The following is an 18,353-nucleotide window of genomic DNA, read 5'->3' as shown; positions in this document are numbered from 1 at the left end:
AATGGCGGAAGCGCTGCCGCAGACCATTCCGCATGCGGCGGCGCTCGCTGCCCGGCGCTGGGGCGATGCCCCGGCGCTGGTCGAACAGGGTGAAACCTGGAGTTTCACCCAGCTATGGGGCCAATGTCGCGCGGCGGCATCGGCCCTTTTGCTGCGTGGGGTCCGTGAAGGGGACCGCATCGCCATCTGGGCGCCCAACAGCCGCGAATGGGTGGTGGCCGCTATCGGCCTGATGATCTGCGGGGCCACACTGATCCCGCTCAACACCCGGTTCAAGGGGCACGAGGCAGGCGATATCCTGCGCCGCACCCGTTCCCGCCTGCTGTTCACGGTCGAAGAATTCCTCGGGCAGGATTATCGCGCGCTGCTGGCGGATGAGGATTTGCCCGATCTCGCCGAAACCGTCCTGCTCGACACCGGCTTTGCCGCCTTCGTCGCCAGCGGGAAAGGGGCGGACGATCCTGCCGTGACGGCGGCGTTCGATGCGCTGCATCCCGATATCGTGTCCGACATGATCTTCACCTCCGGCACCACCGGGCTGCCCAAGGGGGTGATGATGACCTATGGCCGGGTCATCCCGCAGATCGCGATGTGGGTGGCCAACACCGGCCTTTCGCGGGGCGAACGGTATCTGATCGTCAACCCGTTCTTTCACAGCTTCGGCTTCAAGGTGGGCTGGGTGGCCTGCCTCATCACCGGCGCGGTGATGTATCCGATGGCGCAGTTCGATGTGAGCCAAGTGATCCGCCATATCGAACAGGACCGGATCACCTTCTTCCCCGGCCCGCCGACGATTTTCCAGATGCTGCTGGCGGAGCGGGAAAAGCATCCGTTCGACAGTTCTTCCCTGCGCGGGGGGACCAGCGGTTCCACCTCGGTTCCGGCGGTGCTGATCGATCGCATCCGTAACGAACTGGGCATGAAAGACCTCACCACCGCTTACGGGATGAGCGAATACACCGTCATCACCAGTTGCATGCCGGGCGATCCGGCGGAACTGATCGCCAACACGGTGGGCTGCGCGCTGCCGGGCAACGAAGTGATTATCGCGGGGCCGGACGGGCAGGAATTGCCGCGCGGTGAAAGCGGTGAAATCCGCGTGCGCGGCCCGGCGATGATGGTGGGCTATCTCGACGATCCGCAGGCCACCGCCGAAGCGATCGATGGCGAGGGCTGGCTGCATACCGGCGATGTCGGATCGATGGACGATGCGGGCTATGTGCGCATCACCGGACGACTGAAGGACATGTACATTTCCGGCGGCTTCAACGTCTATCCGGCGGAAGTGGAAAGCCTGTTGGCGCGCCATCCCGCGATCGCCATGGTGGCGGTGATCGGCATGGCGGACGAGCGGCTGGGTGAAGTGGGTAAGGCTTTCATCGTCCTGCGGCCCGATTCCGTCGCGAGCGAGCAGGACATCATCGCCTGGTCGCGCGCCAATATGGCCAATTACAAAGTGCCGCGCAGTGTTGCCTTCGTTGACGATCTTCCGCGCAACGCGGCGGGCAAAGTGCTGAAGCACGAACTGGCGCACACCGCCTGAACGGCGCTGGCGAAAGGCGCTAGGTCGCGGCGACCGCCTGCGTCTGCTGTGCAATCAGCACAGCCTGCCGTTCGGCAAGCTGGCCATAAGAACGCAGGCCCCAGAGCGCGAACAGCCCGGCGCAGCCGCAGCCGATGGCCGCGACAACCGCGAGAGACAGTGCCAGTTCTTTCCCGCCGAACAGATAGGCGTTGGTAAGCGGCGCGGCGACCGAACCGACCGAAAGGCCGATGAAGCTGTTGATCATCAGATAGATCGCGGAATTGGTTCCGCGCATCGAAGGCGGCGATGCGAGCTGGACCGCCGCGATGGAGCAGCCGAAGAAATTGTAGAACAGGAAGATGGAAGGAATCAGCAGCAGGGTCAGCAGAGTCATATTGGGCATCAGCGGCGTTATGGCCGCCGGGATTACCACTGCCGCGCCGACCCAGGCGACGACACGCTGGTTGGAATCGAAATACCCTTTCTTGGCCAACCGATCGGCCAGCATTCCGCCCGTCACCAGCCCCACGCTGCCCATCACCGCATAGGCGAGCCCGAGGATCGTTCCGGCTTCCCCGGCGGTGAGCCCGAAATTGCGTTGCATCAGGGCGGGATACCACCCGGCAAGGCTGTAACCGTAGATGCCGAACATCCCGGCGGACAGATAGATGCTGAGAAACGTGCGGCGGTTGGCCCAGAGATAGCGGAAGACATCGCCCAGCGGGACGGAGTGCTTGCCGGTTTCCCGGTTGACCTGCCGGGGCGGTTCCTTTGTTGCCAGCACCAGCAAAGTGATGAGCGCACCCGGCGCGGCGACCACGAGGAATGCCGTCTGCCACGCGCGCAGTTCCCCGAAGATGGGCAGATGGACATTGCCGCTGTTGGCGATGAGTTGGACCACCGCCCCGCCGATGATCAGCGCGATACCCGTGCCCCCGGTCACACCGAGATTGTAGATCGCCATGGTGCGGCCCAGCTTTTCGCGCGGGAAGGCGCTGCTGAGATAGGAGTGGGCCGCAGGCGAAAGGGCCGCTTCGCCGACACCAACCCCGATCCGTGCCAGGAACAGCATGGCGAAGCTGCGGGCAAGGCCGCACATCGCCGTGGCGAAGCTCCAGAATATGACCCCGGCGGCGATGATCTTGCGCCGCGAAACGCGGTCGGCCAGCATCCCGAAAGGCAGGCCCATGACGGCGTAGAGGATCGCGAAGGCAAACCCCTGGAGCAGCCCGATCTGGATGTCGCTGAGACCGAGATCTTCCCGGATCGGATCGACCATCAGCGCCAGGATCTGCCGGTCGACGAACGAGAGGACATAAGCGAGGAGAAAGACCACCAGAGCGAAATTCGCCTGCCGGGAGGTGAGGGCAGGTGCCGGCTGCGCGTCTGTTTCCGTCATTTCGTCATCCCCAAATCAGGCGCTGTGCCCGCGGTGAGTCCGCGCCGATTGTCCCGCTCTTTCCTAGACTGTTCTATGCCGAGTTTCTCACGCTTGGGAATATGCCAGCGTGCGGAAAATGTGGGGAAATGCCCCTGTTCGCCCGGAGGCGGACAGGGGCGGGAGAATCAGAACTTTTGGTTCAGCCCGACATGGACCACACGCCCGCGCGGATCGTGGATCATCGGATCGAAGCCGAGGAAGAGCTGAGCCACAGGCGGTTGCTTGTCGAACACGTTGACCGCGCCGATGGAGAGCGTGGTTCCGTCAAGCCCGACAGCTTCGCCCAGATCGACGCGGTACTGGATATCGTAAGTGTTGAACGACTTGATCCGGGTGTTGGTGATGCCCGGACGGTCATTCTTGTAACCGCTGATATAGTGGCCGAGGATATCGAGATTGTGTGCCCCCAGCGACCAGTTGAGGCCGTATTCCACGCGATCCTGCGGCATCGAACGGCCGAGATTGTTGAAGTTCACGCTGCCCAGGCCATCGATCACCGCGCCACCGGCGGCGATGCGGATGTCGTACTTCACCACATGCGACCAATCGGCGCGCAGTTCCAGCCGGCCGAAGCCGCCTTCGACCCAGGCGCGGGCGCCGACGTCGAAGCCTTCCACTTCGACCGAGGAAGCATTGATGAAATTGAGATCGACCTGCTGGAGGTTGCCGTTGATCTCGCGGTGGACGCGCTGTTGCGCCGGGGTGTTGGTTAGCCCGGCCAGATCGTCCAGATGGGCCTGGTTGATGAAGGGCTGCGGATTTTCCTTAACGATCAGGTGCTTGTACCGGAAATTGTAGTAGTCGAAATTGAGTTCGACATTGCGCACCGGGTTGAACGTCAGCCCCAGGTTCCAGTTGGTGGAGCGTTCGGGATCGAGATTGCGGTTGCCGAAAGTCTGGGTGTTGACGAAGACGAAGGCATTGGTTTTCGGATCTGTCACGCCCGGCTGGGCCGATTGCACGGCGAACTGCTGATAGACGCCGGGCGCACGGAAGGCCTGCCCCCAACTGGCCCGCAGCGTGAGCGAATCGACCGGGTGGGCCAGCAGCGAAATCTTCGGCGTGAAGCGCCCGAAGCTGCTTTTGTACTTTTCATAGCGGCCGGAGAAATTCGCTTCGGCAAATGTGCCCAGCGGCACTTTGATTTCACCGAACACCGAATAGGTTTCCTGCGAGCCCGAGAAATCGGGGGCCTGGCCGAGCGTGATGAGTTCGCCGGCGTTGATGAGATCGCTCCAGTCATGGCGGAAAGTGCTGCGGCGGTACTGGACGCCGAGAGCCGCCTGCACGGTTTCACCGCCCAGTTGGAACAGGTCGCCCGAAACCAGCCCGTCCACCGTCATCAACGAGGCTTTGCCGTGCATGTCGGAATAGCCGATCAGGCTGCGGATCAGTTCAGGGCTGTTCGCCGTCCCGGTGCCGAGATAGGCGGAACCGAACGGGTTGAAATAGTGGCAGCTGCCGACGCCGGGCGTGCCCGTGGCCGGATTGCAACCCGGCCCGCCCAAGCCGTTCAGTGCATTGATGAGCTTGCTCTTGATCGTGTCGGGCTTGTTGTAGAGCGCGGTCTGCTGGCTGTAAGCAGCGTTGACCGACCAGTGCCAGCCCTTGCCGAACTCCCCATCGAGCCCGCCTGCGAGGCGGAAGGTTTCATAATTGTTGTGCGTGATCGAAGGCCCGTAGTCGCCATTAAGCAGGCGGCCGCGGAATGTGACATTCTGGCCGAACGGATTGTCGGGATGCGTGCCGGGAACAGTCGGCGAGATCGCCAGAATGGGGAAAGAGGGGGACGAGGTGTTGGTGTTTTTGGTCTTGGCGTAGGCCGCTTCGAGATTGAGATTGATGTCGTTGCCCAGTGTGGCGTTGTAGCTGCCGAAGACCTGTATCCGTTCTTCCTTGGGGATCAGGTCGTAATAACCGGAAAAGTCGAACCGGCAGAAATCGTTGGGGGAAAGCTTGTAGCTTTCGGGAAAGGCGGCGTTGGTGCAATCCGGATCGGGGCGATAGCCGCCCAGGCTGGGCACGAAGTACGAGCCCGGCATGCCGTAGCTGGAAACCGAATGCCATGCAGGACGGCCGAAAGTCGATGCGGTCGAAAACTTGCGCTTGTAGGAAGCCAGCCGCGTGCTTTTGTAATAGGAGGCGGCCAGAACCAGATCGCCGCCGCCGACTTCGAAGCCGGCGATGCCATCGAGATTGTATTGCTGTGCCCCGTCGATGAAATTGACGCGCGCGGAAATTTCCGGCCGATCGACCGACTTGCGGGTGATGAAGTTGACCACGCCCGCCACGGCGTCCGAACCGTATGTCGCGGCCGCGCCGTCTTTCACCACTTCCAGCCGCTGGACCGCGATCAGAGGGACGAGCGAGTTGATATCGACGAATGTGCTGCCGTCGTTGTTGGCCACCGCGGACAGCGTTTGCCGCCGGTTGTTGAGCAGGACCAGCGTGGAGCCGAGCCCGAGATTGCGCAGGTTGAACTGGGCGGTGCCCGATGTCAGCGGTTGGCCCAACTGATCGGTGCCTGCTTCGGAGCCGGAGTTGGCCGTCACCGTGTTGACCAGTTCGGCCGCATTGGTGAGCGCGCGGGCAGTGATATCTTCCGAGCTGACCACCGCCAGCGGCGAAGAACTGACAGTCTGGCGCAGCAAAGTGCCGGTGACGACGATTTCCGCCTTGTCGTCCGCAGTGCGCTCGTCCTGGGCCCATGCGGGTTGTGCCAGCCACGCCATGCTGCCGGCCGCCGAGGCATAGAGCGCACTTTTCCAGATTGTGGGATTGTATGCCATTGAATTACCCCTCCCTGCAGAGAACAGCTTTGTCGGGGGGAGTTCTAATTGGATATTAAGTGGCTGGTCCCGGTATATTGCCGTGTAACTGCCATCCCCCGATACTATACGATGCTACGCATAATCGCTTTCCGGTCAAGATCGGTAGCGCGGAGGATGTTACTTGATTCACTGTTTGCGCGGAATTCTGTGTTTACGGAAAAGGGTAAGCCGATTTCTTTGGTGATACACCAATAAGAGGCACGGCAGCCGCCTGCAAATCGCATGCAGGCGGCGTTTGCATCGGGAATCAGATTTTCAGATGCTTTTCGAAGAAGCGCGCCATGATCGCGATGGCATCGCGGGATTCGGGCATGGCGACGTTGTACCAGAAGCCATGCGCCATTGCTTCGAACACGTAGAGTTCGGCATCGCGGCCCGCCTTGCGCAAGGCGAGATGGAACATCGCGGAGGAACTGAGCACCGCATCGCGCGTGCCGGTGACGAGCAGAGTGGGCGGGAAATCCGACAGATCGCCCTTGATCGGCGCCACCAGAGGATCGTTCGGATCGGCGCTGCCCACAAAGGCGCCGCGTTCGGACATCGGATCGTCGAATGATACACCGACATGGCCGTAGAAGCCCGCCAGTGTGAGATAATTGAACGTATCGCCCAGTTGCGTGACATCGCCGCCAGCGGTGAACACGCCGCAGCATGCGGGCAGGGGCAGCCCTTCCTGCTTGAAGCGCATGATCGCCATGGCGGTCAGGAAACCGCCCGCCGAAGCGCCGTACAGCGCCACATCCTGTGCCGCGTGATATTCCAGCACAGTGCGATAGACCGCAACGATATCGTCCACGGCGGCGGGGAAGGGGTGTTCGGGCGCAAGGCGATAATCGATCGAAATCACGTTGCACTGGGTCTCGTTGGCGATCGGGATCGCTTCCACCAGTGAACCGGAACCGAGCACGAATCCGCCGCCATGCATGTTGATCAGCACTTTGCCGGTATTGGCGGCAGGGGGATCGATCGGCTTGACGTGGTGGCAGCGCACCCCGGCAATCTCCATTTCCTCGATCGTGACCGGATAGGCCTGCTGCGCCTGGGCGTTGAGCATTTCGAACGCGGGCACCAGCGCATCGCGCATTTTCCACATCGGCAGCGGAGCAGCGCCTTCGGGCTGGCCCTGATTGGGATCGAAACAGAGATAGGCCCGCGCTTCGGGGCTGACGGTATCGGGCAGGGGCAGCTTGATATTGCCCAGTTCGACGACGCCATCGGTGACTTTGTAGCTGCCCATTCTTCTATCCCGTTCCCTGAAATCGTGGTTATGCATCCCGGCTGCCTGCGCCTTGCAACGCAACCTGCCCGGACATGCCTTCCTCCGATTGCGGGCGCGGCGTGTCAACTCAAATGTAAGCGGACACTCACGTTGCGCGGTGTGGGGGCTCCGTTCAGATGATCTCGTAACCTTCGCCGAAAATGCGCGAGGCGGCGCGGCTGTCGTTCGGGCCTTGCCAGCCGCGCACGCCCAGCGCATCGCGCGCTTCGGCGGGGGAGAGGTGCCAGACGTCCTCCAGCTTCGCGGTGAACAGCATGTCCGATTGCTGGCCCACTGTGTAACCGTGGTTGAGATTGTGCCACATCATCGGCCAGGCCTGCGGGTAATTCAGCATGCAGCGCATGAACCACGGGAAGATCACCATGGTGTTGGTGGTCAGCAGTTCCCCCGCCAGTTCCGGGCTGACATGGGCGAACATGTTGCCGGTGCGCAGGCCGGTGGGGAAGATTTCGGCGATCACGTCGAACCCGACTTCGCCCAGCAGATGATCGAGATCGTGGGTCTGCCCGGTGCGCAGCGTGAAATAGTCGAAATCGCTTTCCGGGGCCCAGTTCGGGTCTTCCATTCGCTGATGCAGCAATTCCGGCGACAGGCCGAGCTGGGTCATGTGGTCGAACAGCAGGCGGCCGACCGATCCCGCGGGATTCTGGCCGAGATCGTCCAGCGTGAACGTGGAAATGAAGCGTTCTTCGAACCATGCGTCGAGCTTGGGATTGATCTTGCGCTCTGCCTTGATCAGTGCGTCGATCCGTTCGTGATCCCGCGTGTCGTCCAGCCCGTGGATCATCGCCGACATGCCATAGAGCAGCGGATAGTCAGGGCCGTTGCGGCGCAGGCTTTCGGTGGCGATCCATTCGCGCAGGCGCGGTTCGTTAAGCCACGGGGAGGAACTGACCAGAACGCTGCTTTCGGTGCGGATCAGCTTACGGTTGTTCATGTAGGTGACGGCGTTGCCGGAGGTGACGTCCGCGCCGTCCCCGGCGGTCTCTTGCACGATGGCATCCATGGTGGCTCTCCTAATGCGGTTCTGTTGGCGGTGTCAGGTTCCGTCTGCGATCAGCGCGGCATCGATATCCGCAACCAGCCGCTGAATGGCGAGGGCGTGGGCAAAGTCGGGAAAGACCGGGCCATCGTTGTGGATCGCCTCACCCAGATTCTGGTAAAGGGTGCCGATCGCAACCAGCGCATCGCGCGATGCCTCCACCCCGGGATAGGCGGAATAGCGCAGCGGTTCCGGCGGGATCGCGGGGCAATCGAGTTCCGGCGGCAAAGGCAGATCGCGCATCGCTTCGCCCGCCGGCGCGCCGGAGAGTATCAGCGCTTCCATCGCGGGCATGTCGGGCGCGGCGGACCGCAGGTGGAGCGTGCCCGCACTGCCCGCGATACGCCATTCGCAGCCCATGTCGGCCATTGTCATGCTCCCGAGATCGAGGCTCAACAGCGCGCCGTTCGCCAGCCTGCCGTGCACCAGCACATGATCCGGCGCATCGCGTGGGCAGGGCGCGCCGGTCTCGTCCACCGGGGGCAGATGGATCGCGCCGCGTGTGGTCCATTCGATGATCGCGCTGAAATGGCTGGTGATCGCCCCCAGCAGATGCCCGCCGTAGATCGACAGAAGGTGCGTGCCGTGCGCGCGGGTGGCCATGGTGCGGGTGATCGATCCGGGGACGCGCACCCGCAGATTGATCGCCTGTAAGCAGCCGATATAACCCTCCGTCACCAGTCGCGCCGCGTGGCGCAGGGCTGGGGCGCCGTTGAGATGCAGGCCGATAATCGCCTTCACGCCCCGCTGCGTTGCCAGCTCCGCCAGTTCGGCGGCCTGTTCTGGCGTGACGGCGAGCGGCCATTCGCAATAGACATGCTTACCGGCCATCAGCGCCGCACGGGCCACTGCGTGATGATGCGGCGCAAGCACACAGATCGCCACGAGATCGACTTCCGGGTGGGCAGCCAGCGCGGCGGGATCGGTAAAGGCATGGCGCGCACCGAACTGGCGCGCGGCGCGTTCCGCGGTATCCTGCCGCGTGGTGCAGACGGCGGTCAGTTCGAATTCGGGCAGCAGGGCGATCACCCGCCGGTGCACGCCCGATCCCCAGCCGCGATCCGGATTGGCGCCGACAATGCCGACCCGGATCGGCTTGGGCGGATTGGCGGGCGCATGGTTGGTATGTTGATCCATGGCGCGATTGTTTATAGCATTTCGCCACGCGGTGCAGGGCCCAAGGGTTAGGCCGATTTCGGCGAATTAGGGAAAGATGCACGAACCTGTGCCCGAACGGGCGGGGCGCGCAAGGCCGGGAGCATACCCGGTGCAGGAGAGGCTGGCGGTGTGACATATCAATTTCCCGGCTTGAGTGTGGCGATCGAACAGGCGCGTTTCGGCAGCGAGATGGAAATGCCGCCGGGCAACCAGCATGTGATCGCGTTCAACGTCGCGCGGGTGCCGGTGGACATCCGCGCCTGTTATATCGCGCCGCAGGCCCGCAGCGATTACCGCCGCTTCGGCCCGGTGAGCTTCGTCCCCGCCGGGGTGGGAATGCATCTGATCGGCGAGGAGGCAGGGGCGGCTATGTTGATGTGCCGGTTCGAACGGCACGTGCACCCGCACTTGTCCGACCATGTGGCCGCGTTCGATCTCGCCCGGCTGGAGCGCTGCACCGATATCCGCAATCGCGATATCGTTCGCGCGCTGGAGCGGATTGCCGAGGAAACGCGCAGTCCCGGCCCTGACAGCGCGGCTCTCGTCGGCGGTCTGGCCGCCACTCTGGCGGTGGACCTTGCCCGGCTGGCAACCGGTTCGGCGGGCAGCGGCCTGTCGGAGGATGATATGCGCCGGGTCGAACGCTATTGCATCGGCACGCTACGCACGAGGCCGAATCTGACCGAGGCGGCGCGGGTGTGCGCCCTTTCTTCCCGCCAGTTCGCGGCAGCGTTGAAGCAGGCGACGGGGCTGGGCTTCAATCAGTTCCTGGCTTCGCTGCGGCTGCGGGAGGCGCGGCATTTGCTGCGGGAAACGGGCCTCCCGATCAAGGAAGTGTCCTACCGCTGCGGGTTCAGCCATGTCAGCAGTTTCACCAGCGCTTTCCGCGAGGCGGAAGGAATCACCCCGCACCGCTTCCGCACCGATAGCCAGCACTGAATGCCATGCTGTGCATGGGTGTTGCAAAAAAAGGGGCGGAGGGTTCGCCTCCGCCCAACAGGGTAAAATGTTCGCAAGGTTCCAGCCGAAGCGGAACCATGACTTCCCACCCGTAGCCTCGAATGGGAGTGCGGGGCAATAGCTAGATTGCGTTAACTGCGTTAACAGCTTCGGCCGCACCGCGCATCGCACCTTCGATATAACCGACGCCGTTTGCATCGCCTGCGGTCTCCACGGTGAAGCCTTCCGCGCGCAGCCGTTCGGCCAGCGCCAGATTGCCTTCCGCGCCCTTCGCCACGATCACGTGATCGGCGGGGACGGACTGGGCCGTGCCAGTGGCATCGGTAAAACGCACCGCATCCTTTTCGATGACGATATCGCTCGCCCCCGGTTGCAGCGAAACGCCGTGTTCCTTGAGTTCGGCAAGGATGCGCATCCGGCGCACCAGCAGCAGTCCCTTGCCGAAGCGCGGCGCTTCGTCGACCACCGTCACCGTGCGGCCGCGTTCGTGGAGGAATTCGGCCAGTTCGATGCCCACCAGTTCGCCGCCGACGATGACGATGTTCTGGCCCAGCGGCATCCAGCTATGCGTCGCCTTGCGCACCAGCGCGAGATTGGAGGTGGCGCCGGTGGCCGCGCCGATTTTCGTCGCCATGCGGGTGAGCAGCCCGGTCTTGCGCTTCAGTTCGGTGGTGGTTTCGCCCAGCATCATGCTGCGCATGTCGTCGCCCGAAAACACGTTGGGCAGATCGTTGCCCGGAATATCGGGCATGCCACGGATCGCGCCGGTGGCCACGATCACTTTGTCCACACCCAGTTGGCGCAGCAGGTCGGGCGTGGCTTCGGTCGACAGGCGCACATCGATATCGGCTTCGGCCACTTCCGCGCGCAGCCAGTTGAGCAGCCGTTCGTTGGGTTCGTAAGCCAGCGAGGCGAAGCGCAGCGTGCCGCCCAGCCGGTCGCCCTTTTCGATCAGCGTGACCTTGTGGCCCTGCGCGGCGAGGCGGCGGGCCGATTCCATGCCGCCGGGGCCGCCGCCGATCACGGCGATATGCTGCTTGCCCTTGGGCTCCACCCGCTGTTCGAATTCGAAGCTGAGTTCAGGGTTCACCGCGCAGCGGGCATGGCTGCCCATGTAGATCGCGCTGATGCAGGTGTAGCAATAGATGCAGGGGCGGACCTGATCGGGGCGGCCCGCCGCCAGCTTGTTTGGCAGGTGCGGATCGGCCAGCAGCTTGCGCCCCATGGCGATGAAATCGACCTCGCCCTTGCCGATCGCGCTGTCGCCCACTTCGGGTTCGACACGGCCCGAACCGAGCACGGGGATCGAGACGGCTTTCTTGACTTCCGCCGTGGCGGGCAGGTTCCATGCATCGATATGCGGGGTGTGCGATTCCGAATGGAGCTTGCCGTCACCCGTGTCGTGATAGGTGGTCATGGTGATCGCATCGGCCCCGGCTTCTTCGATCATCTTCGCGGAACGCTTGGCGTCTTCCACGGTAATACCGCCGTCCTTGCCCACTTCGCGTGAATCGAGTTTCACCCAGACCGGGAAATCGGGCCCGACTTCGGCCCGGATCGCACGCAGGACATCAAGCGTCAGGCGCATGCGGTTTTCGAGCGGGCCGCCGTATTGGTCGGTGCGGGTGTTGGTGATCGGGGAAACGAACGAGGACAGCAGATAGCCGTGGCCGCTGTGGACTTCCACGCCATCGAACCCGGCTTCCTTGGCGCGGCGTGCGCCGGCGGCGAATTGCTGCACCACAAGATCGATATCGGCCTGCTCCAGCACTTTGATTTCGGGCTGCTTCATTCCGGCCAGACCGGCCAGTTCCTCCATCAGGAAATAGTCGGTGAAATTGCCCTTGGCGGCGGGGGGAATGGCGGGCGCCCACAGCGGCAGGCCCCAGCGCGCGGCGGAATAACCGGCGACCAGGCCGCCGTGATGAAGCTGCGCCGCGATCTTGGCTCCATGGGCATGGACGCGTTCGGTCAACTGCTTGAGGCCGGGAATGAATTTGTCGTCCGAAATCGCGGTCTGCTGCCAGGCGACGCAACCGGTCGGCCAGGCCACGCCGGCCACGCCCGAAATGATCAGGCCGACGCCGCCCTTGGCCTGTTCTTCATGATAGGCGATCAGACGTTCGCCGACGGTGCCATCGTCTTCCGAGAGGCTGACCCCCATGGCGGTGACGGCGATGCGGTTGCGCAATTCCATGGTGCCGATGCGGCCGGCGGAAAGCAGATGCGGATAACGGTTGGACGACATGGGTCAGGCTCCGGATTATGTTTATGACTGACAGCAGGAAAGCCATGATTGAGGAGACTTGCCGCCAGTGTCGGAACCTGACTATACAGTTTGTATGGGCAATGCAATCGCGATGGACAACGGCAGGCAGCCTTCCGGCGAAAGCCGGGGCAACGCCCTGCAGGCGGCCCAGCGCGAAGCGACGCGCGACCGGTTGGTGGAAGGCGCGATTCGCGTGTTCACGCGCAAGGGCTATGCCGCCAGCGTGGTGGCCGATGTGCTGAAGGAGGCGCAGGTCAGCCGGGCTTCGTTCTACGCCCATTTTTCATCGATGCAGGCGCTGGTGGAGGAGATCGCGGATCGCTTCGCCCCGGTCTGGCAGCCTTATTACGCGCAACTGGCGCGTATGCCGGGCAAGACGCGCGAACAGTTGCGCGACTGGTGCGGGCAGATGGTGCGCTTCTATCGCGAGAACGAGGCGATCTGCGTGATTCTGGCGCATGCGGTGCTGCTGGATCAGGAAATCTACGGCAAGACGGCGCGCTATCAGGAAGTGCTGATCGACCTGTTGGCCGAAGGCGAACCGCGCCTTGCCCATCTGCGCGGGGATGCCGATGCGCGCATGCGCGTGGGGCTGGTGCTGAGCCAGCTTGACCGGTCGTGCTATTATCTCGGCGTGCGCCAGTGGCCGAAAGATCCCGCGGCGGGCGTGGCCGCGATGGCCGACCTGCTGCACCACTTCCTCCATGGCGAGATGGAGCGGGGCGGGGCCTGAAAGGCTCTCAGCGCTTTTTTGCGGGAGGCCGTACCAGCGGATAGAGAACCTGTTCCTTCCAGGAAGCGTCGGTGCCGGGGAGACCGTATTTCCAGGGCCGCCCTTCCGGAATATGCAAGGTGCCGAACAGCGTATCGTAGATTGAGAAGATCAGGCCGAAATTGCGGTAGTTCGCACCGTCCTTGCCATAGCCGTGATGTGTGTGATGGATACCCGGCGAGACGAGCACATGCTCCATGGCGCGGAACATGGGGCCGATCATTGGCATGGCGCGCACGCGATCGTCCCAGCGGAAGTTGCTGTGGGTGATGAGATTCCAGGCATAGACCGATACGGCGATCGACGCGGCGGCAACCGGTTGTTCTGCATAGAGCAGGAAGGCGACGACCCAGGTTTGCGGCTGCACGATGGGCCACAGCGGATGTTGGCGGATCAGCAGGATGATGTTCATATAGCGAGCGGAATGGTGGGTGCGGTGAAGCTGCCAGAGCCAGTCCATTCCCCGTTTGCCTTTCCCTTCGTGCGCCAGGCGGTGAACCCAGTAGAACAGGAATTCCGTTACCAGCAATCCGATGGCAAAGGTGAGGCCGACCGAAGCATGCGCAAGCATCCCCTGCCGTCCGGGCAAGAGTATGACGAAGACCAATGCGCCCGCGATGGAAAGCAACGGACGGATAGCTGCCATGCCGATGGCCGCGCACAGCAGGTTGATCAGCCATTCGGATCGCGAATAGATTCCGCGATGCCGCCCGGCGATGATCTCTAGGGCTAGAACGCTGAGGCCGGAAATCAGGTAGAACAGCCCGTAATTGCCGAGGCCATCCAAAGCTCCGCCGGTCATGGCAAGGTATCCTTTCTGGTTTCGGTTTGATTACCAAAAGCCCATGAATAGGAAAAATGAATTGATTTCCGGGAATGCATGAATAGTTTTCACATATGAACCTGCGGCGGCTGCAATACTTCGTCACCCTGGTGGAGCAGGGCAGTTTCGTCCGCGCCGCCAAGGTGCTGCACATTTCCCAATCCGCGCTGAGCCACGCCATCCGCTTGCTGGAGGAGGAAGTAGGGCTGACCTTGCTCGACCGGAACAAGAGCGGGACCAAGCCCACCATCGTCGGCGCGCAATTGCTGCGCGATGCCCGCAATGTCCTGCGCGAAGCGACGACGCTGAAGCGCAACGCGCAAGCCCTGGCGCAGACTGCCGGCGGCGATGTGCGCTTCGGTTTCGCGCCCTTGCCGGCGACGCTTTGGCTGGCGGATGTCCTGGGCGCGCTGGCCCGTGATCACCCTGGTATCGGTGCGGTCGCATCGGTGGGTGCGGTGTCCGAGCAGATGGCCCAGCTCGAAGCCGATGCCATCGAATTCTTCGTGGGTGCGCGTCACCCGCTGTGCGATGCCGATGAACTGGACGTCCTGCCTTTCGCCCAATTGCCGATGAACTTCATCGTGCGGGCAGGGCATCCGCTCCTGCAGCAGGCGGCTGTCCGGGCAGAAGATCTTTCGGCCTATGCCCTTGCCTGCATCACCACTGATATTCAGGTGGCCAGCGATGAAAAAAGCGCACCCTGGTTCCAGAACCGGGAAATTTCGGTGCTGTGCGATGATTGCCAGGTGTTGTTCGAACTCACCGCCAATTCGGATGTGATCTGGCTGGCTTCGGGAGCGTTGGTGCACAAGGCGCCGGAGCGGCTCGCGGTTCTGCCCGTCGAGGTGGAGGGCGTCCCTGCATCCATCGAACTGGTCATCGCCTCGCATGCGGGGCGCAGTCTTTCGCCGGCGGCTGAACTGGTCATCGCCACGGCACGGAACCTTGTCGGCCAGTTCTAACCAGCCGCGTCTCCGATTGCGCGCGTGGCTCGGGCGCTGCTTGCGCGGTTCCTGCCCGCAAGTTAGCTCCTGCGCATAACAAGGAGATCGGGAATGAGCGAACGTCTGGCAGGGAAATGCATCATTGTCATCGGCGCGGGCACCGGGATCGGCGCGGCCACGGTAAAGCGGCTGGCGAGCGAGGGTGCGCGCGTCTGCGTGGCGGATATCAATAGCGATGCCGCCAAGGCCGTGGCAGACGGCGTGGTGGCCGGCGGCGGGGATGCTTTCGCGGTTCCGGTCGATATCACCGACGAAGCATCGATCGGTGCGGCCATCGAACAGGCGGTCGGCAAGCTGGGCAAGCTCGACGGTGCCCACGTCAACGCGGCGGACCTGCGGGTGATCTTCCAGGACAGCGATGCGCTCGATGTCGATATGGCGGTGTTCGACCGCACGATCGACGTCAATCTGCGCGGCCACTTGCGCTGCACCAGAGCGGTGCTGCCGCACCTGCTGGCCAATGGCGGCGGGGCAATCGTGTACACGACCTCGTCCGCAGGGGATGCGGCGGAACCTACCCGCCCATCCTATGCCGCCTCGAAAAGCGGCCTCAATGCGCTGATGCGCCACGTGGCAAGCCGCTGGGGACGGGAAGGGATCACTTCCAACTGCGTGGCGCCGGGTTTCGTGATGACCCCTGAAATGATTGCGGGCGGGCAGGTGCCTGAAGACTTCATCAAGCAATGCCTGACCGGGGTATACAGCACGCGGCTGGGCAAAGTGGAGGATATCGCCGCGATGGTCGCCCTGTTGCTGTCGGAGGATGGCCGCTGGATCAACGGGCAGGTGATGCATGTCAACGGCGGGGCGCTGATGCCCTGAACGGTGGCCGGACAAGAATTTGTATTCATCCTGTCACGTAACCCTATCGGGTGATGTGGAGAGCGGGCGCTTGTGCGATTGTCCTTTCATAACTGGAAAGGGAACGAGGTAAAACATGTCCTCTGATAACAACGGTGCAGGCAAGGCGTTGCGGTATGCGGTGGTTGGGGCCGGGATGGCCGGTATCCTCGCTGCGATCAAGCTCAAGGAACGTGGCGAAGAATTCACTGTCTATGAAAAGGCGGCGCGTTTGGGCGGTACGTGGCGGGAAAACCGCTATCCGGGCCTGACTTGCGACGTTCCGGCGCACGCCTATACCTACAGCTTCGAACCCTATCCGGAATGGAAAGCGTTCTACGCCAAGGGCGACGAAATCCAGACCTACTTCGAAAAGACCGCTGAAAAGTACGGCGTGATGCCGCACATCCGCTTCAACAGCGAAGTGGTTTCGACCGTGTGGGACGCGGATCGCGCGGTGTGGAAACTGGGTCTTGTCAACGGCGAACAGACAGAAGCCGATGTGGTGATCGCCGCTTCGGGCGTGCTGCACCACCCGAATCTCCCGGCAATTCCGGGGCTCGAAACGTTCAAGGGCCATGCGTTCCATACGGCGCGCTGGGATGACGAAGCGCCGATCGAAGGCGCGAAGGTCGGCCTTATCGGTTGCGGGTCCACCGGCATCCAGATTGTCACCGCGATCAACAAGAAAGTCGAAAAGCTGGTGCATTTCCAGCGTTCGCCGCAGTGGATCATGCCGGTCGAACAGTTCGAATACACGGAGGCTGATCGCGAAGCGTTCCGCAAGGACCCGGCGCTGATGGATGCGATCCGTTTCAGCGATGAATATATCGGCAATGTGCGCCGCTTCACCGACGCGATCACCGATTTCCACAGCCCGGAAATCAAGCAGATCGAGGAAATCTGCCAGCAGTATCTGGACGCCAAGATCGCCGATCCGGAACTCAAGCAGAAGCTGACGCCGAACTATCGCGCCGCGTGCAAGCGCCTAGTCTATTCCTGGTCCTATTACGACGAAGTGCAGAACCCGTCGGTCTATGTCGAAACGGGTGGCATCGAACGGGTCGAACCCAACGGCGTGCGTATGAAGGACGGCACGTTCCACGAACTCGATACGCTGATTCTGGCCACTGGTTTCAAGGCGGATCGTTTCATCCGGCCGACCACCGTGCTGGGCGAAGGCGGGGTTTCGCTGGATGACGTGTGGGCCACGCGCCCGACCGCTTACTATGCGGTCACCATCCCGGGCTTCCCGAACTTCTTCATGCTCAACGGGCCGACGGGGCCGGTCGGCAACTTCTCGCTGATCGACATCGCGGAACGGCAGTGGGACTATATCGATCAGTTGATCGGCCTGCTGCGCAAGGGTGAGGCGACGACCGTGGTTCCCAGCACCGCTGCGCACGAGAATTACGAAGAACGCCGGATCGCCGCCGCGAAGAACACCATTTTCGGTTCGGGCTGCGCGAGCTGGTATCTCGACGCCACGGGCGTTCCCTCGAGCTGGCCGTGGAGCTACGATGCTTTCGCCGAAGCGATGGCGGCGCCGAAGATGGAAGACTACGTGGTGCAATAAGCCATGCGCGCGCGGTCCGCAGGGGCCGCGCGGCATGTGCCGATGCTTCACCGTGGTGAAATGGAAAAGGGGCCATATGGCCCCTTTTTTATGCGGTGGCGGGGATGTGCGGCTCGTCATCGATATATCGGGCGATCGTTTCGTCCGAGAGGCCGAGGCCGCGGCAGCAGAACCACACGGCGTCCATGGCCAGATCGTAGCCGTCCGAAGCATAGGGGCGCGAGGCCGGGGCCAGCGCCTGGATCGCGCTGATCATGATTCCGATATGTTCGACGAACATCGCGGTGTTGGCCGGACGCAGCGCCTTGCCGGTCATTTCGCCGCTTTCGCGCGCGTTCTGGTGCGCTTCGTGGACCAGCTTGGCATTCAGCCGCTGCGCCCGGCGATAGATCAGGCTGGCGAAATTGCCGTCACCCGCAAGGCTGGCCAGAGTCATGCGGAAGCGCTGCTCCTCGTCCGGGGCGCCTTCGGCGATCGAGGTTAGGAAATAGGTCTTGAGCGTGCGGACCAGACCGGCGGCGTTGGTTTCCTGGAGGCCGAGATGCTGGAAATGGCTGTCCTGCTCGCTGAACACCTGCCGCATCACGGCGCGGTACAGCGCGAGTTTCGATGGGAAATGGCGATAGACCAGCGCTTCGGACACTTTCGCCTCGCGCGCGATCTGGAGAGTCTTCGCCCCTTCATACCCATATTGGGAAAAGATGCGCCGCGCCGCGGCGAGGATCAGGGCGCGGCGCTCGGGGCCGGAAATCCGCTTTCGTGTCATAAGTGCTTACTTATTTTTCTGCGGGCTTATGTCAATTTTCCTTCTGCGCTGAAAGCCGCCGTTT

General features: G+C 62.6%; 14 protein-coding genes. 6 read left to right on the top strand and 8 right to left on the bottom strand.

Going from position 1 to position 18,353, the window contains the following annotated elements; genetic code table 11:
- Position 1: 1 nt before the first annotated feature.
- On the top strand, positions 2–1,543 hold the full coding sequence (locus K5X80_RS14630; RefSeq protein WP_222558442.1) for an AMP-binding protein: 1,542 nt from the start codon (positions 2–4) through the stop codon (positions 1,541–1,543).
- 19 nt (positions 1,544–1,562) lie between these two features.
- Here the strand turns inward: K5X80_RS14630 and K5X80_RS14625 are convergent, their stop codons facing one another.
- The 5 genes from K5X80_RS14625 to K5X80_RS14605 form a co-directional block, all read right to left on the bottom strand.
- Positions 1,563–2,924: a spinster family MFS transporter gene (locus K5X80_RS14625; protein WP_222558441.1), complete on the bottom strand. Its 1,362-nt coding sequence runs from the start codon at positions 2,922–2,924 to the stop codon at positions 1,563–1,565.
- 167 nt (positions 2,925–3,091) lie between these two features.
- A complete protein-coding gene (locus tag K5X80_RS14620; protein WP_222558440.1) occupies positions 3,092–5,755 on the bottom strand; it encodes a TonB-dependent receptor domain-containing protein in 2,664 nt (887 codons plus the stop codon).
- Between the two features lie 289 nt (positions 5,756–6,044).
- Positions 6,045–7,034, bottom strand: coding sequence for an alpha/beta hydrolase (locus K5X80_RS14615; RefSeq protein WP_222558439.1), 990 nt, complete (start codon positions 7,032–7,034; stop codon positions 6,045–6,047).
- 154 nt (positions 7,035–7,188) lie between these two features.
- The gene (locus K5X80_RS14610; protein ID WP_222558438.1) at positions 7,189–8,082 is read right to left on the bottom strand and encodes a hypothetical protein; all 894 of its coding nucleotides are present in this window, start codon (positions 8,080–8,082) and stop codon (positions 7,189–7,191) included.
- A 33-nt stretch (positions 8,083–8,115) separates the two neighbouring features.
- Positions 8,116–9,255 (bottom strand): Gfo/Idh/MocA family protein, encoded by a 1,140-nt coding sequence (locus K5X80_RS14605; protein ID WP_222558437.1) that lies wholly within the window; start codon positions 9,253–9,255, stop codon positions 8,116–8,118.
- A 150-nt stretch (positions 9,256–9,405) separates the two neighbouring features.
- Between K5X80_RS14605 and K5X80_RS14600 the strand changes: the two genes are divergently transcribed.
- Positions 9,406–10,215, top strand: coding sequence for a helix-turn-helix transcriptional regulator (locus K5X80_RS14600; protein WP_222558436.1), 810 nt, complete (start codon positions 9,406–9,408; stop codon positions 10,213–10,215).
- Positions 10,216–10,357: 142 nt separating this feature from the next.
- Here the strand turns inward: K5X80_RS14600 and K5X80_RS14595 are convergent, their stop codons facing one another.
- A complete protein-coding gene (locus K5X80_RS14595; protein ID WP_222558435.1) occupies positions 10,358–12,484 on the bottom strand; it encodes an NAD(P)/FAD-dependent oxidoreductase in 2,127 nt (708 codons plus the stop codon).
- 94 nt (positions 12,485–12,578) lie between these two features.
- Here K5X80_RS14595 and K5X80_RS14590 point away from each other — a divergent pair, with 94 nt between their 5' ends.
- Positions 12,579–13,238, top strand: a complete 660-nt coding sequence (locus K5X80_RS14590; protein ID WP_222558434.1) for a TetR/AcrR family transcriptional regulator — start codon at positions 12,579–12,581, stop codon at positions 13,236–13,238.
- Positions 13,239–13,245: 7 nt separating this feature from the next.
- Here K5X80_RS14590 and K5X80_RS14585 read toward each other — a convergent pair whose 3' ends face one another.
- Complete coding sequence (locus tag K5X80_RS14585) at positions 13,246–14,079, bottom strand: sterol desaturase family protein (protein ID WP_222558433.1); 834 nt, start codon at positions 14,077–14,079, stop codon at positions 13,246–13,248.
- 95 nt (positions 14,080–14,174) lie between these two features.
- Here K5X80_RS14585 and K5X80_RS14580 point away from each other — a divergent pair, with 95 nt between their 5' ends.
- From K5X80_RS14580 to K5X80_RS14570, 3 genes are all read left to right on the top strand, one after another.
- The gene (locus K5X80_RS14580) at positions 14,175–15,065 is read left to right on the top strand and encodes a LysR family transcriptional regulator (protein ID WP_222558432.1); all 891 of its coding nucleotides are present in this window, start codon (positions 14,175–14,177) and stop codon (positions 15,063–15,065) included.
- Positions 15,066–15,158: 93 nt separating this feature from the next.
- A complete protein-coding gene (locus K5X80_RS14575) occupies positions 15,159–15,929 on the top strand; it encodes an SDR family NAD(P)-dependent oxidoreductase (RefSeq protein WP_222558431.1) in 771 nt (256 codons plus the stop codon).
- A 115-nt stretch (positions 15,930–16,044) separates the two neighbouring features.
- On the top strand, positions 16,045–17,523 hold the full coding sequence (locus tag K5X80_RS14570; RefSeq protein ID WP_222558430.1) for a flavin-containing monooxygenase: 1,479 nt from the start codon (positions 16,045–16,047) through the stop codon (positions 17,521–17,523).
- An 88-nt stretch (positions 17,524–17,611) separates the two neighbouring features.
- Here the strand turns inward: K5X80_RS14570 and K5X80_RS14565 are convergent, their stop codons facing one another.
- Positions 17,612–18,289 carry a TetR/AcrR family transcriptional regulator gene (locus K5X80_RS14565; protein WP_222558429.1) on the bottom strand — a complete coding sequence of 226 codons (678 nt, stop codon included), beginning with the start codon at positions 18,287–18,289 and terminating at the stop codon, positions 17,612–17,614.
- Positions 18,290–18,353: the final 64 nt, after the last annotated feature.

Source organism: Caenibius sp. WL (assembly GCF_019803445.1).
Lineage (GTDB): Bacteria > Pseudomonadota > Alphaproteobacteria > Sphingomonadales > Sphingomonadaceae > Caenibius.
This window is presented reverse-complemented; position numbering and strand designations above follow the sequence as displayed.

Coding starts and splice junctions, on each gene's coding strand:
- K5X80_RS14615 (WP_222558439.1), bottom strand. CDS start 7,034: ATGGGCAGCTACAAAGTCACCGATGGCGTCGTCGAACTGGGCAATATC.
- K5X80_RS14630 (WP_222558442.1), top strand. CDS start 2: ATGGCGGAAGCGCTGCCGCAGACCATTCCGCATGCGGCGGCGCTCGCT.
- K5X80_RS14620 (WP_222558440.1), bottom strand. CDS start 5,755: ATGGCATACAATCCCACAATCTGGAAAAGTGCGCTCTATGCCTCGGCG.
- K5X80_RS14595 (WP_222558435.1), bottom strand. CDS start 12,484: ATGTCGTCCAACCGTTATCCGCATCTGCTTTCCGCCGGCCGCATCGGC.
- K5X80_RS14605 (WP_222558437.1), bottom strand. CDS start 9,255: ATGGATCAACATACCAACCATGCGCCCGCCAATCCGCCCAAGCCGATC.
- K5X80_RS14565 (WP_222558429.1), bottom strand. CDS start 18,289: ATGACACGAAAGCGGATTTCCGGCCCCGAGCGCCGCGCCCTGATCCTC.
- K5X80_RS14580 (WP_222558432.1), top strand. CDS start 14,175: ATGAACCTGCGGCGGCTGCAATACTTCGTCACCCTGGTGGAGCAGGGC.
- K5X80_RS14575 (WP_222558431.1), top strand. CDS start 15,159: ATGAGCGAACGTCTGGCAGGGAAATGCATCATTGTCATCGGCGCGGGC.
- K5X80_RS14625 (WP_222558441.1), bottom strand. CDS start 2,924: ATGACGGAAACAGACGCGCAGCCGGCACCTGCCCTCACCTCCCGGCAG.
- K5X80_RS14590 (WP_222558434.1), top strand. CDS start 12,579: ATGGGCAATGCAATCGCGATGGACAACGGCAGGCAGCCTTCCGGCGAA.
- K5X80_RS14570 (WP_222558430.1), top strand. CDS start 16,045: ATGTCCTCTGATAACAACGGTGCAGGCAAGGCGTTGCGGTATGCGGTG.
- K5X80_RS14610 (WP_222558438.1), bottom strand. CDS start 8,082: ATGGATGCCATCGTGCAAGAGACCGCCGGGGACGGCGCGGACGTCACC.
- K5X80_RS14585 (WP_222558433.1), bottom strand. CDS start 14,079: ATGACCGGCGGAGCTTTGGATGGCCTCGGCAATTACGGGCTGTTCTAC.